This is a genomic window from Comamonas faecalis (genome assembly GCF_039538025.1).
In the GTDB taxonomy this organism is placed as follows: Bacteria; Pseudomonadota; Gammaproteobacteria; order Burkholderiales; family Burkholderiaceae_C; genus Comamonas_C; species Comamonas_C faecalis.
The window spans coordinates 83,806-96,637 of the sequence record NZ_BAABBP010000003.1 but is presented as its reverse complement, the minus strand read 5'-3'; the positions used below and the strand labels follow the sequence as shown (position 1 = coordinate 96,637).

Here is a 12,832-nt window from a genome sequence, read left to right as displayed (position 1 = left end):
GCAATGCGCTGCCGCCGCGGCCGGCCTATCCTGTGGGCCAGGCGGGCACGCAAGCCCCATGCGCCCGCCGCAGCGAGGAGGTTTGCCATGACCCGATTCATCGACGTTCCGACCATGTCGCAGCTGATTGCCGACATTGGCGTGCCGCAGTTCATCGGCGCGCTGGCCGACGCCATCCGCGACGACTTCATCCACTGGCCGCAGTTCGACAAGTCGGCGCGCGTGGCCAGCCATTCCGACATTGGCGTGATCGAGTTGATGCCGGTCTCCAACGCACAGCGCTACGCGTTCAAATACGTCAACGGCCATCCCGCAAACACCCGGCGCGGCCTGCCCACGGTGATGGCGTTTGGCGTGCTGGCCGAGGTCGATACCGGCTATCCGGTGCTGCTGTCGGAATTGACCGTGGCCACCGCGCTGCGCACCTGCGCCACCTCGCTGATGGCCGCGCGCGCACTGGCGCGCCCCGAAGCGCGGCGCATGGCGCTGATCGGCAACGGCGCACAAAGCGAGTTCCAGGCGCTGGCCTTCCACTGCCACCTGGGCATCAATGAAATCATCGCCTACGACGTCGACCCGCGCGCGACCGACAAGCTCATCGCCAACCTGGCGGGCGACTACCCGGCGCTCAGTATCTGCCGCGCCCACAGCACCGCCGAGGCGGTGCGCGGCGCCGACATCGTGACCACGGTGACCGCGGACAAGGCCTACGCCACCATCCTCGCACCCGACATGATCGAGCCCGGCATGCACCTGAATGCCGTCGGTGGCGACTGTCCGGGCAAGACCGAGCTGCACGCCGACGTGCTGCGCGCCGCACGCGTGTTCGTCGAATATGAGCCGCAATCACGCATCGAGGGCGAAATCCAGCAGATGCCGGCCGACTTTGCCGTCACCGAGCTGTGGCGCGTGCTGGCCGGCCAGCGACCCGGGCGCGAGAATGCGCAACAGGTCACGCTGTTCGACTCGGTGGGTTTTGCGCTGGAGGACTACTCCACGTTGCGCTACGTCAACGAGCAGGCCGAGCGGCGCAACCTGGGCGCCGCAGTGCAGCTGGTGCCCTGGAGCGCGGACGACGACGACAACGATCCCAAGGACCTGTTTCGCTACACCCGCGCGGGCAGCGCGCACAAGACCGTTCGGCGCATCGCCTGACGCGGCGGCACACGGCCGGCATCGGGTTGTCCCGGATTGGCGCCGATTGCCACGTCTTCCTGCGGAGATCGACGCCAATCAAGATCGTTGACATTCTTTTCGCATCAGTTGGTCAATACTGAAGGCATCAAACCTTTGCTTGCCCACAATGAATACCACCGATCTCTGGCACTTCGTCACCACACAAGGCAGCGACTTCGCCATCAAGCTGCTCACCGCCATCGCCGCCTGGATCATCGGCCGCTGGCTGATCGGCCTGGCCGCCAGCCTGATGGGCAAGCTGATGCAGCGCGGCGGCAAGATCGACGCGACGCTGGTCAACTACCTCAAGTCCATCATCAGCGTCGTGCTCAACGTCGTCCTCATCCTGGCGATCCTGGACATCTTCGGCGTCAAGACCACCTCGTTCGCCGCGCTGCTGGCCGGCGCCGGCTTGGCCATAGGCGCCGCCTGGAGCGGCATGCTGGGCAACTTCGCCGCCGGCGTGTTCATGCAGGTACTGCGCCCCTACAAGGTGGGCGACTTCATCAACGCTGGCGGCACCGTCGGCACGGTGCAGGAGTTGGGCCTGTTTGCCACCACCATCGTCACGCCCGACAACGTGGTCACCATCGTCGGCAACGGCAAGGTCTTTGGCGACAACATCCAGAACTACAGCGCGCTGGCCGTGCGCCGCGTCGACTGCACCGTGAAGGTGGCCAACGGCGTCGACCCGATGGAGGCCATCGAGCGCCTGCGCCCGGCGATCAAGGCCATTCCCAACGTCGCCACCAGCCCGGCGCCCGACATCGAGATCCTGGAGTTCACGCCCGAAGGGCCCAAGCTGTGCGTACGCCCCTACACCCACACCGACCACTATTGGCAGGTCTACTTCGACACGCACAAGGCCATCGTCCAGACCTTCACCGCTGCCGGCTACCCGGTACCCGAGACCCCGCTGACCTACCGCGGCACGGCCATGGCGCCGCTGAACTGAGCACCAGCCACCCGCAACAACCCGCCGGCATGCGACAGCAGCCGGCGGGTTTTCTTTTGGCTTGGCGCCGGTTCTTGCAGAACCCCGGATACTGTGCAAGCCTTGATCGCGGCGCCCTCGCCGCGATGAACACATCCTGCCGCCAGCCGTGCATCACGCAACCGCGCCGCTGGGCCGCGCCGTACGCGCGGCAAGGCCTGCGCCGACAAAGCCGGCCGACACCACGCTGAGCACCAGCGCCAGCGCCGATCCATAGAAGATGCCGCTGTGCATGCCGGCGTCCAGCATCATCCCGAACACTGGCGCCGCGATGCTGAAACCCAGGTCCAGTCCCGAATACACCGTGCCATAGACACGCCCGGTCGCCCCCGGCGGCGCGGCGCGCTTGATCAGCATGTCGCGCGACGGCCCGGCAATACCGATGCCCGCGCCCGCCAGCGCCGCCACGACCAGCGCCGCCGGCCCCGGCAGCCCGCCCAGGCCCACCAGCGCCAGCAGCAGCGCCGACGCCAGCAGGCAGACACTGATCGTCAGCTCCAGCCGCTGCACACGCCCGACCAGGAAACCGCCCAGCACCATGCCCGCGGCGCCGCACAGCATGTAGCCGGTCACCACCATGGCGGTGACCGACAGCGGAATGGCGTACAGCGCCTCCAGCGAGGGGCCGGCAAAGCTCTGGATGGCGCTGAGCGAGCAGGTGCTCCAGAAGAAGAACGAGAAACACAGCCAGACCGACGGCAGGCGCAGGAATGCAAGTGGATGCTCACTCTTGGCGTGTTCCGCTGCCATGGCCGCAGCGTCAGGATGCGCCCACGCGCCATGGCGATCATCGAGCGCGTCGCGCTGCCAGACCATGACGGCCAGCACCGCCAGCGCCAGCAGTCCACCGGCGACGCACGCCAGGCGCCAGGAATCGGCCAGCGTGGCAATGCCCGTCATGAAGACCGGCGCCACTGCCCAGCCCAGGTTGCCCGAAATACCGTGCACCGCAAAACCGTGGCCCAGGTTCCTGGGCGAGACCCGCTTGTTCAAGATGGTGAAATCGACCGGGTGAAACGGCGCATTGCCCAGCCCCGCCAGCGCCGCAGCGGCGACCAGTCCGGAGTAGCCCGCGCTTGCGCCGGCCACCATGCCCGCGGCGCCAAAGCTGGCCAGCGCGAAGAACAGCACCGGCCGCGCGCCCACGCGGTCGACGATGAAGCCCGCCAGTGCCTGCCCGATGCCGGAGATGACGAAGAACACCGTCAGCAGCAGCCCCAGCTCGGAATAGCTCAGCCCCAGATCGCGGATCAGGAACGGGAACAGCGGCGGCAGCAGCATGTGGAAGAAGTGCGAGGAGCCGTGCGCCAGCCCGATCAGGCCGATGGTGCGCGCGTCCTGGCGAAGCGTGTTGGAGGTTCTTTTCATGGTGCGCATCTTAGACAGCCAGCCTTCGTCCTTTGTACGACAGCTCGGCGGCAGTACCGCGCGCTCAATGTCTCGGATCTGCTGCGCGCCATCGTGCGCTATCTGACCGGGATACACCTTCGCCATCTGGCGCCAACAGGGCGTAAACACACTCTCAGGGGAAGAAATCGGCAAGATATACTTTTTGCATCAAAAACTCCAAGGAGTCTTCCATGCGCCTCGTTTTCACCAGTCTGTCCCTGGCTGCCGCGGCATTGGCAGGCTGTGCCAACCAGACTCCTGCGGAGCAGATGAACAGGGCGCCCACCGTGCGCCTTTGCACCGGCGGCGGTCAATGCTCGGATCAGCCGCGCGACATCGCCACATTCCAGGGAGAGCCGGTCGACGCCGAATCTGAACGTCGGATGGCGTCCCTGACCGCGCTGGCCGAGCGCGACCCCAAGGCCGCATACGACCTTAGCCTGCGCCTGCTGCGCGGCGACGGCGTGGAGCGCAACACCTATCAGGCCATCGAATGGATGCGCAAGGCGGGCGACCGCGGCAATGGCGCCGCCCAGTTCGAGCTCGGCCGCATGTACCTGGTGGGAGTCGAGGAGATGGGCCCCGATCCGGCCGAGGCCGAAACCTGGCTCGCCCGCGCCGCCGCACAGGGCAACAAGGAAGCCGCGCGCCTTCTGCCCGAGGCCCAAGCCGCCAAACGGGAAGTCCAGGGCAACTACCAGGTGCGCAAGAGGCTGCGCGAGTCCTGGTATGGCTGGTACATTCACGCACCTTATTACTGGGTCTGGCGCTCGTCGGGCTGGTATCTGCGTTGATGCGTGCCGCACCGCTATCTTTTCCCACAACCTGAACCACCATTGAAAGCATCCTCATGTCCAAGAAAACTTTCACCGCCCTGGCGGCTTCCCTGGCCCTGGCTGGTTGCGTAACCCCTGGCGGCGGCATTGTCAGCTCCGGAACAGCCCCCACGGCCGCCACGGGCGCCGCCGGTGGCGCCAGCAGCGTGAATGCCAACCCCGAGCTGGAGCGCTGCGACGCCCCGCTGGGCACGCTGGCCGTCGATGACGGACGCGGCAAGGAGTGGTATGCCAGCTTTGGCGCCGCCACCAAGATCACGTCCATCGAGCCGCTGATCCGCCTGGCCGTGCAGCAATCCAACTGCTTCGTGATCACCTCCATCGGCAACAACCGCACCGAGAGCAGGCTCAGCGCCATCACGGACAAGCAGCGCAACTCCGGTGAATTCCGCGCCGGCTCCAAGCAGCAAAAAGGCCAGCGCGTGGCGGCCGACTACTACATGGAGCCGTCCATCATCATTGACAACGATGCCACGGGCCAGATGGCGGCTGGCGTGGGCGGACTGCTCGGCCGCGTGGGCACGCTCGTCGGCGGTGCCATGCAGAGCAAGGCTTCGGTGGTGACGCTGAGCATGTTCGACATCCGCTCGGGCGTGCAGATCTCCATCTCCGAAGGCAACGCCACGGCCACCAACTTCGGCGCGGCCCTGGGCGCCTTTGGAAGCGGCGCGGCGGCCGGCCTGGGCGGCTTCTCGCGCTCCCCCGAGGGCAAGGCCACCGTGGCCGCCTTCATGGACGCCTACAACAACATGGTGATCTCGCTGCGCAACTACAAGGCGCAGGAAGTCAAGGGCGGCCTGGGCCGCGGCGGCCAGCTCAAGGTCGGCCAGTAATCCGGACTTCCAGCCCGGCCAAGGAGGAAGACCTCCTCGATGCAATGCCAGTCAGCTCAGTCTGTCTGGCATTTTTTCTGGGCGAGTTGCCTACCGGATGCGGTAGACCCAGACCTCATGCCCCGCGAATGAGGGCAGCCGGGCGCTGGCGCGCAGGCCCGGCGCCTCGAACGCCAGGCTGACCAGCCAGCTCCCCGGCGCCATCTCGGCCCGCGCCTTGGCGGCCGCGCGGGTCATGCTCTCGGGCCGCTGGAATACATACACCATCTGGTAAGCGCCCCAATCTTCTGCCCAGATGTCGCCACGCCGCACACGCGCCCAGGGGCAACGCAGGCGACACAGCAGGGCCAGCGGCCGGCTCCACTCCAGCCCGTGCAGCCGCGCTTGCGGATAGGCCCCGCGCAGCGCCAGCAGCCCGTCACCCAGTCCGCAACCGGCATCAAGCACCAACGCGCCCGGCTGCAGCGGCGCCGCGAGCTGCAGCCCCTGCAGCGCCCCGCGCGGCGTGGGAAACAGCGGGGCATCGCGCCAGGCATTGAGCGGATAGACCAGCAGCAACACAGCCAATGGCGCCAGCCACGCCCAGGCGGGCAGCGCCGCCGCGCCGGTGAGCATCAGCGACAGCGGAAAGCCCAGCACGATCACCCCCCGGCGCCACCACGTGGCCGCGAGCAGACTGCCCGCCACGCCCACGCCGCAAGCCAGCAGCACGGCCACCAGCGGCGGCGCAACCCGCTGCAGTCCGACGAAGGCCAGCCACGCCGCGGCCCACACCAGCACGGCGGGCAACGGCCAGGGGATCATCCCCGCAGGCGCTCGATCAGGCCGTTGAGTGCGTCCAGCGAACCAAACTGGATCGCCAGCTCGCCCATGTCCTCCAGGCGCCCTGCGCGCTTGACGCGCTTTTTCACGCGCACCTCGACGTCGGCCATCAAGAGATCGGACAGCTCTTCCTCGACGCGGCGGATGTCGCGCGATTTTTCCTTCTTGGGCTTTTGCGGCGCCAGGCTGAACTCGGCCGCCAGCTTCTTGACCAGACCCTCGGTCTCGCGCACCGACAATTTCTTGGCGACGATCTGGTTGCCCGCGGTGATCTGTGCTGCGCGGTCGAGCGCCAGCAGCGCGCGCGCGTGGCCCATGTCGATGTCGCCGGCCATCAGCATGGTCTGCACCGGATCGGCCAGGTTCAGCAGGCGCAGCAGGTTGCTGGCCGCCGAACGCGATCGCCCCACGGCCTGCGCCGCCTGCTCGTGCGTCAGGCCGAACTCGCGCACCAGGCGCTGCAGGCCCTGGGCCTCTTCCAGCGGGTTGAGGTCTTCGCGCTGGATGTTCTCGATCAGCGCCATCGCGGCGGCGGCCTCGTCGGCCACCTCGCGCACCAGCACCGGAACCTCATCAAGCCCCGCCAGGTGCGAGGCGCGAAAACGCCGCTCGCCGGCAATGATTTCGTACAACGGTCCCTCTTCGCTCAAGGCACCCATCGCAGGAGAGGGCCCCTGCGATCTTCGTTCTTGCCGGCGCAGCCGGGCTTGTTCATCGTCGAGACGACGAACAAGAATCGGCTGCATGATGCCCTGCGTCTTGATGCTCTCGGCCAGCTCGTACAGCGCGCCCTCATCCATGTGCGTGCGCGGCTGATAGGCGCCGGGCACCAGCATGTCCAGCGCCAGGCTGGTGGGCAGGCCGTCGCCCGCCGCGGGCGCGCCGCTGTCGCTGACGGTAGGGCCCAGCAGCGCTTCAAGGCCGCGGCCCAGGCCCTTGGGTTTCTTGGTTGCCATTTCAATCCTTCAAAAACGGGGTCAGCAATGCCCAGCCGGCAGGCCAGTCGCCCAGCTGCGAGTCGGCGTTGGCGTGGCCGCAGTCGCCCAGGTCGACCAGGCGGGCGCCCCAGTCCTGCGCCAGTTGCTCACTGCGCTGCCAGGTGCAATACGGGTCGTCGCGGCTGGCAGCGACGACAGCGGGAAACGGCAGGGGTTGGCGCGCAATCGGCACCCAGCCGGAGATCTGCGCTGCCAGGTCGGCGCGCTCCACGTCGCCGGGCGCCACCAGCAGCGCGCCGCGCACTTTGTGCGCCAAACGGCTGTGCGCGGCCCACCAGGCCACGAGAACACAGCCCAGGCTGTGGGCGGCCAGCACGACCGGCCCAGGTGCGTCAACGACCACCTCCTGCAGCCGCGCGCTCCAATCGCCGCGCAGCGGACGCATCCAGTCGTGCTGCTCGACGCGCTGCGCGCCGTGGCGCTGCTCCCACAGCGTCTGCCAGTGGCCGGGACCCGAGCCTTGCCAGCCGGGCAGCGTCAAGACCTGCACCTGTGCCATGCTCACATGGTCTTGATGCGCTCGACCATCTCGTGCGCAAACGCGACGAAGGCCTGGCTGCCCTTGGCCGAGGCGTCAAAGACCACGCCGGGCAGGCCATAGCTGGGCGCCTCGGCCAGGCGCACGTTGCGCGGAATGACGGTGTTGAACACCTTGTCGCCAAAGTGATCCTTGAGCTGCTCGCTGACCTGCTGCTGCAGCGTGATGCGCGGGTCGAACATGACGCGCAGCAGGCCGATGATCTGCAGGTCGCGATTGAGGTTGGCGTGCACCTGCTTGATGGTGTTGACCAGGTCGGTCAATCCTTCCAGCGCAAAGTATTCGCACTGCATCGGCACGATGACGCCGTGCGCGGCGCACAGGCCGTTGAGCGTCAGCATTGACAGGCTGGGCGGGCAGTCGACCAGCACGAAGTCGTAGTCCTGCGCCACCTCGGCCAGCGCGTTCTTCAGGCGTTTCTCTCGGTTCTCCAGATCGACGAGTTCGACCTCGGCACCAGCCAGCTCTCGGTTGGCGCCCAGCACCCGGTACCCGCACTGCTCACCCGCCACCGCCGCATCGCGCACGCTGGCGCTGCCCAGCAGCACGTCGTACACCGACAGCGCCAGCTGGCGCTTGTCCACGCCCGAGCCCATGGTGGCATTACCTTGTGGGTCGAGATCGACCATCAGCACGCGCTGGCCTATTTTTGCCAGGCCGGCGGCAAGGTTGACGGTGGTGGTGGTCTTGCCGACGCCGCCCTTTTGGTTGGCAATGCAAAAAATCTTGGCCATGCGGTGATGCAGTGTGGGGGAGTGGACGGCGGCCGCAGAGTCCGCCGCCGGTGCGCCAGAGTTTACGCGACCGTGTTTGCGCGCGGCCGCAGCCTCGCGCTGCGGCACTTGCCGGCGAGGCCCGAAGCGGCCCGCTGTTGCTGTTTCACGTGGAACACCGCCGTCCAACGCCAGAACTTGAACCGCGGCGGCGCCTCCAAGACAATGCAGCGCCCGCAATACACACCACAAGACCATGCCCGACGACGACCTCCCCCACAGGGCCGCGGACATCGCCGCGCTCTTCTACGAAGGGATTCTCGCCCCCCGCTCGTGGTACGCGGCCTTGGATCGGCTGCGCCACGAAGTGCGGGGCGTGTCCTTCCACCAGATCACGCTGGCACCGCAGGACAGGGCGGTCATCGATTCCGTGGCCTGCGACATCATCCCCGAGGGCAAGGCCCAGGAATACGAGCAGCAATACACGCCGCACGACGAGCGGGTGGCCGTGATCGCCGCACTGGGCGACGGGCAGTTCCTCTTCGATCACCTGCATTTCGACGCCCGCCACATGTCCCGCTCCGCCATCTACGCGGACTTTCTGCGCCCGCTGGGCATGCGCCACACGCTGGGCATGGTGTTGCAACGCAGTGCCCACGGGCACGACTACCTGGCGGTCCTGCGCGCCAGCGACCAGCCCGCCTACGGCGCCCGCGAGCAGGCGCTGATGGAACTCCTGGCCCCGCACATGGCCCGGGCGGGGCGGCTGCGGGCACAGGCCCGCCAGCTCCAGGGCCTGGCCCACGCCGGGACGGCCGCCCTGGACGCGCTGCCGCAGGGCATCACGGTCACTGATGGCCATGGCCGCATCGGCTACGCCAATCTCCAGGCCCAGCGCCAGGTGCGGGAAGCCCGCTGGCTCCACGCGCCCCACGGCCGGCTGCGCCTGCAGGATACGGCGGTGCAGCAGCACTTCGAGCACGCGCTGGCGCGGGCCTGCCAGCCGCCCCACCAGGCCAGCGTGCTCCACGCGGCCCAGGGCCTGGCGGCCATCGTGCGCATCCTCCCCTTGCCCGCGGAGCACGCGCTGGCCTCGCCATGGACGCGCATGGCGCTGGTCATCACCAGCACCCCTTTCCAGGCCGGCGCGCTCTCGCCAGGCCAGCTTGCCGAACTCCTGGGCGCCACGCCCAAAGAGGCCGCGCTGGCACAAGCGCTGGCGCAAGGGCACACGCTGGCCGATTTCGCCGCCATGCAAGGCAGCAGCATCCACACGGCGCGCGACCACCTGAAAAATCTGCAGGCCAAAACGGGCTGCCGCCGGCAAATCGACCTGGTGCAGCTGGTGCAGGCGCTGGGCTGATTCCTTTCCAGCCGGGCATCCCCCTATCTGGGGGATGGACTCTGCCGGTAATATGTCAAAAAATGTTTCTTCATCGCCGTCAATGTTGCGGCGCTCTCTTTTCATGCACGGAACATCCCATGACGCCACGCTTTTCACGCCTGCAGGCCTGCGCCATCGCCCCCCTCGCCGCGCTGCTTTTGGCCGGCTGCGCCAGCCTGCCCCCGGGGCAGCCGGCGGCGCACGGTGCGGCCGATCCGCTCGCCACGGCGCGCCTGCAGCTGTCGAGCCTGCTCGACGGACTGGGCGCCCTGGTGGGCGGGACCCAGGCCGAGTTCTCTCGCCTCGTCGAATCCGGAGAGCTGGACCAGGCCCACGCGCTGTATGCCAAAAACCAGCCGAGCCTGGACGCCTCCGCATCCGCAGCGCCCTCGATCACGCAGCTGGCGCAGCGGCTCAATGAACGGCAAGCGCCCGCGCTGCAGGCCTGCGCAGACCAGCTGGCCGCGCTCGACCGCCCCGACCTGGCCCCACAGGACTGGGCCGCGGCCACCGCCCTGCTCCAGCAAGCCCAAGCCCTGCTGCAAGCGCGCGAAGCGGACGTGCTGCTGCGCCAGCCGCCCTTTGTCTCGGAACCGGCCAAGGCCTTGCAAGGCCAGGTCCGCGCCCTGCAGCAGACGCTGGCAAGCGCCGCCGGGGCACAGCTGGAGCGCCACCAAGTGGGCTCGGCGGCCTCGATCGACACCTTCTTCAGCACTTACCCGCTTTCCATGACGGAGCAGCAGCAGCGCCGGCTGCTCCAGGACCGCGTCCCCGCCCTGCTTCAGGCCCTGCCCACCTGGGAAACGGAGCACGGCGCCCGCGTGCTCGCCGACTACCTGCAGCGCCAGGCGCTGGACGCGGACTCGGCCGCCGCCGTGCTGTCCGCCTGGCACCAGGCCTATGCGCGCGAGAAAGGCTGGCCCGCCGCGCCCCTGACCCGCGCGCGCCGGCTCGAATCAGGCCAGCACCTGATGGCCAAGCTGCCCCAGTGGCCCTATCCCGTGGTGCGCGTCACGGTCGTGCCGCTGATCGACCCCAAGCTCAACCCTGCCCGGCAACAGGCGGCCCGGCAGGCAGTCGAGCAAATGGCCCAACGCTGGGCGGCCCGCGTCGAGCCTCCCAGCACCCTCGACGACGCGGCCCGGCGCCTGGCAAGCTGGCCCGCGGGAGAGAGCGACCTCGTGGCCCTGGTCGAACTCGGGCGCATCACGGGCGTGCAAGCGCAGTCCGGCACGCACCCGCAGCAAGCCCGCTACCTGGCCCGCCACGACAACATCCCCAACCCCCGGCACCGCCAGCTGCAGCAAGAACTGGCCCAGGCCGAGCAGGAATGGCGCCAGGCCGAGCAAGCCGAGCAACAAGCCCAGCAGCAGGCGAAAAGCATTGCCAGCCAATCACGCTCGGGCCTGGGCGCCATGGCCGTGCTGGGGCTGATCAGCACCAGCACGTTCAACTCGGTGGCCCAGAAGTCCAACGTCGAAAAACTCAGCCGGGAACTGGGCAACACCCCCACCCACGTCGCCACGCCCGTCTACGAGCCGTACGAGCGCACCGTGGTCCAGGGCCAGCTGATGGTCGCCGCGACCGCAACGGTCTACCTCTACGACCCTGCCGAGCGCACGCTCGGCGCCCTGGACCTGGACCAGGCGCGCATCGAGGACATCGCGCACGTCGAACGCATCCACCCCAACGACCCCGAGGCCGCGTCCCTGGCCCAGCCCCCCACGCCGCAGCGCATCGATGCCATCGGCCTGGAGCTGCTGGGCCAACTGCCCGCGCAGCTGCCGCAGGCCAGCGACCTGGCCGCCCGCCCGCAGGCCCGGGGCGCCGACCTGCAAGCCCAGGCCAGCCAGGCGCGCCAAAGGCAGCGGCAGTGGCTGGAGCAGCAAAAGCAGCCGCTGGTCCGGCTGGCCAACAGTGCACCGCCCAAGGCAGCGCCCACCCACAGGAATGCAGCGGAAGTCGTCACAGCCGATGGCTTCTCCTTTTCCATCCAATACGAATCCTGGGACGATCACCCCGTGCTCATCGGCGACGGCGGCCCCTGCCGGGCCGTTGGCTACGACCTGGTAAGAACCTCGGTACTGGGCCAGGCCCAATATGGCGGCAACTCAAGGGCGTTGGGCATTCTGGAGGTTGAATCCAAACGGGATCAGAACGGGTGGTACCGGGCGCAGTCCTTCAAGCCAGGAGACAGCTTCTCCTCGGAAAACTGCCAATTCGGTGGCGACGAAAAGCAGTGCATCGAGCGCTGGGCCTGCCTGCGCACCGCCCACGGCCAGTATTTCACGGCCGTGGACAACTGGATCCGAGGCAACAAAAACCTCATCCGTAAAGAGTACGAAAAATACCTGAAGAAGAACAAGGGCCCCAACTCTCTGTCCGAGGATCAAAAGCAACGCATCGAAGCCTTTCTTGGCCAGTAGAACCATGCTCAACAGACCTCTGGCGCATCACGCGACGAAACACGCTTTCTTCACAATCCTGGCCTGTGCGACTGCTTTTTTCATGTGGGCAACCCCTGTCGCACAAGCTGAACCAGTTTCAAAACCTGGCGTAGAAAGCCGCCCCTGCTATGGCCCGCAGGGTGACTGCGGAGCTTTTCCTTCCTCCACGAATGCGGTTCCAACACCCTCACAGCAACGAAAAAGCGCGTCCAATGATGCCCTCCGCCGCCTGAACGAAACCATGTACCAAAGCATGAAAGACGGCGAGCGCCAGCAAATGCAGTTGCAGCGCCAGCAAGACCAAGCCCAGTCGCAGCAGCTCAGCCTGGAGCAGCAGCAGCAACTGCAGGCCGAGAACCAGCGGTTGCAGCAGCAAATGCGCCAATGGGAACAGCAGCAGCGGCAGCAGCAACAGCAGGCCCCGCAGCAACCAGCCCCCACCAGGCAGGCCGACGCGACCCGGGGCTGCCCCTATCTGATCCACACGGAATATGGCCTGACCCACGCCCCCAGATCACGCTTTTGCCATGCCCGGCGCCTGCACATTTGCGACATCGCCGGCAAGGACGACCAAGGCCGCTTCTTCTACCAATGGAACCTGTCCACCAGCGGCTGCGACAGCCTGGCGCCCAGCCCTGCGGGCCAGGAATCCTATGGAGCGAGGCTACAAAAGCACCTGAAAGTCTACGAGGACGACTGAGC

At 67.5% G+C, this 12,832-nt stretch carries 12 protein-coding genes; 7 read left to right on the top strand and 5 right to left on the bottom strand.

Features of this window, described 5'->3' with window-relative positions:
* The first annotated feature begins 87 nt into the window (after positions 1 to 87).
* Both ABD767_RS02730 and ABD767_RS02725 read left to right on the top strand, forming a co-directional pair.
* Positions 88 to 1,155, top strand: coding sequence for an ornithine cyclodeaminase (locus ABD767_RS02730; RefSeq protein WP_103044010.1), 1,068 nt, complete (start codon positions 88 to 90; stop codon positions 1,153 to 1,155).
* Between the two features lie 148 nt (positions 1,156 to 1,303).
* Complete coding sequence (locus ABD767_RS02725; protein WP_103044011.1) at positions 1,304 to 2,131, top strand: mechanosensitive ion channel domain-containing protein; 828 nt, start codon at positions 1,304 to 1,306, stop codon at positions 2,129 to 2,131.
* A 153-nt stretch (positions 2,132 to 2,284) separates the two neighbouring features.
* On the opposite strand, the gene ABD767_RS02720 is transcribed toward ABD767_RS02725, so the two are convergent.
* Positions 2,285 to 3,538: an MFS transporter gene (locus ABD767_RS02720; RefSeq protein ID WP_103044055.1), complete on the bottom strand. Its 1,254-nt coding sequence runs from the start codon at positions 3,536 to 3,538 to the stop codon at positions 2,285 to 2,287.
* Positions 3,539 to 3,750: 212 nt separating this feature from the next.
* Between ABD767_RS02720 and ABD767_RS02715 the strand changes: the two genes are divergently transcribed.
* Both ABD767_RS02715 and ABD767_RS02710 read left to right on the top strand, forming a co-directional pair.
* Positions 3,751 to 4,353 (top strand): SEL1-like repeat protein, encoded by a 603-nt coding sequence (locus ABD767_RS02715; protein ID WP_103044012.1) that lies wholly within the window; start codon positions 3,751 to 3,753, stop codon positions 4,351 to 4,353.
* Positions 4,354 to 4,409: 56 nt separating this feature from the next.
* The gene (locus tag ABD767_RS02710) at positions 4,410 to 5,228 is read left to right on the top strand and encodes a hypothetical protein (protein WP_103044013.1); all 819 of its coding nucleotides are present in this window, start codon (positions 4,410 to 4,412) and stop codon (positions 5,226 to 5,228) included.
* Positions 5,229 to 5,318: 90 nt separating this feature from the next.
* Here ABD767_RS02710 and ABD767_RS02705 read toward each other — a convergent pair whose 3' ends face one another.
* From ABD767_RS02705 to ABD767_RS02690, 4 genes are read right to left on the bottom strand one after another with little or no spacing between them, the layout of a single operon-like run.
* Positions 5,319 to 6,032, bottom strand: coding sequence for a class I SAM-dependent methyltransferase (locus ABD767_RS02705; RefSeq protein ID WP_103044014.1), 714 nt, complete (start codon positions 6,030 to 6,032; stop codon positions 5,319 to 5,321).
* Positions 6,029 to 7,006 carry a ParB/RepB/Spo0J family partition protein gene (locus ABD767_RS02700; RefSeq protein WP_103044015.1) on the bottom strand — a complete coding sequence of 326 codons (978 nt, stop codon included), beginning with the start codon at positions 7,004 to 7,006 and terminating at the stop codon, positions 6,029 to 6,031. Before ABD767_RS02700 ends, ABD767_RS02705 begins: the two co-directional genes overlap by 4 nt.
* A 1-nt stretch (position 7,007) precedes the next feature.
* Positions 7,008 to 7,547, bottom strand: coding sequence for an alpha/beta hydrolase (locus tag ABD767_RS02695; RefSeq protein ID WP_103044016.1), 540 nt, complete (start codon positions 7,545 to 7,547; stop codon positions 7,008 to 7,010).
* A 2-nt stretch (positions 7,548 to 7,549) separates the two neighbouring features.
* Positions 7,550 to 8,320: an AAA family ATPase gene (locus ABD767_RS02690; protein WP_103044017.1), complete on the bottom strand. Its 771-nt coding sequence runs from the start codon at positions 8,318 to 8,320 to the stop codon at positions 7,550 to 7,552.
* 235 nt (positions 8,321 to 8,555) lie between these two features.
* On the opposite strand from ABD767_RS02690, the gene ABD767_RS02685 reads away from it, so the two are divergent.
* The 3 genes from ABD767_RS02685 (at position 8,556) to ABD767_RS02675 (ending at position 12,830) form a co-directional block, all read left to right on the top strand.
* Entirely contained in the window at positions 8,556 to 9,662 is a 1,107-nt protein-coding gene (locus ABD767_RS02685) for a helix-turn-helix transcriptional regulator (protein ID WP_103044018.1), read from the top strand.
* A 119-nt stretch (positions 9,663 to 9,781) separates the two neighbouring features.
* Complete coding sequence (locus ABD767_RS02680) at positions 9,782 to 12,109, top strand: hypothetical protein (protein ID WP_146031436.1); 2,328 nt, start codon at positions 9,782 to 9,784, stop codon at positions 12,107 to 12,109.
* A gap of 262 nt (positions 12,110 to 12,371) precedes the next feature.
* On the top strand, positions 12,372 to 12,830 hold the full coding sequence (locus tag ABD767_RS02675) for a hypothetical protein (protein ID WP_103044022.1): 459 nt from the start codon (positions 12,372 to 12,374) through the stop codon (positions 12,828 to 12,830).
* The last annotated feature ends 2 nt before the right edge of the window (positions 12,831 to 12,832 follow it).

What these genes read in the sequence shown, in the direction of transcription:
- ABD767_RS02715 (WP_103044012.1), top strand. Translation starts at nt 3,751, where the DNA reads ATGCGCCTCGTTTTCACCAGTCTGTCCCTGGCTGCCGCGGCATTGGCA.
- ABD767_RS02685 (WP_103044018.1), top strand. Translation starts at nt 8,556, where the DNA reads ATGCCCGACGACGACCTCCCCCACAGGGCCGCGGACATCGCCGCGCTC.
- ABD767_RS02690 (WP_103044017.1), bottom strand. Translation starts at nt 8,320, where the DNA reads ATGGCCAAGATTTTTTGCATTGCCAACCAAAAGGGCGGCGTCGGCAAG.
- ABD767_RS02710 (WP_103044013.1), top strand. Translation starts at nt 4,410, where the DNA reads ATGTCCAAGAAAACTTTCACCGCCCTGGCGGCTTCCCTGGCCCTGGCT.
- ABD767_RS02720 (WP_103044055.1), bottom strand. Translation starts at nt 3,538, where the DNA reads ATGAAAAGAACCTCCAACACGCTTCGCCAGGACGCGCGCACCATCGGC.
- ABD767_RS02675 (WP_103044022.1), top strand. Translation starts at nt 12,372, where the DNA reads ATGTACCAAAGCATGAAAGACGGCGAGCGCCAGCAAATGCAGTTGCAG.
- ABD767_RS02730 (WP_103044010.1), top strand. Translation starts at nt 88, where the DNA reads ATGACCCGATTCATCGACGTTCCGACCATGTCGCAGCTGATTGCCGAC.
- ABD767_RS02680 (WP_146031436.1), top strand. Translation starts at nt 9,782, where the DNA reads ATGACGCCACGCTTTTCACGCCTGCAGGCCTGCGCCATCGCCCCCCTC.
- ABD767_RS02700 (WP_103044015.1), bottom strand. Translation starts at nt 7,006, where the DNA reads ATGGCAACCAAGAAACCCAAGGGCCTGGGCCGCGGCCTTGAAGCGCTG.
- ABD767_RS02695 (WP_103044016.1), bottom strand. Translation starts at nt 7,547, where the DNA reads ATGGCACAGGTGCAGGTCTTGACGCTGCCCGGCTGGCAAGGCTCGGGT.
- ABD767_RS02725 (WP_103044011.1), top strand. Translation starts at nt 1,304, where the DNA reads ATGAATACCACCGATCTCTGGCACTTCGTCACCACACAAGGCAGCGAC.
- ABD767_RS02705 (WP_103044014.1), bottom strand. Translation starts at nt 6,032, where the DNA reads ATGATCCCCTGGCCGTTGCCCGCCGTGCTGGTGTGGGCCGCGGCGTGG.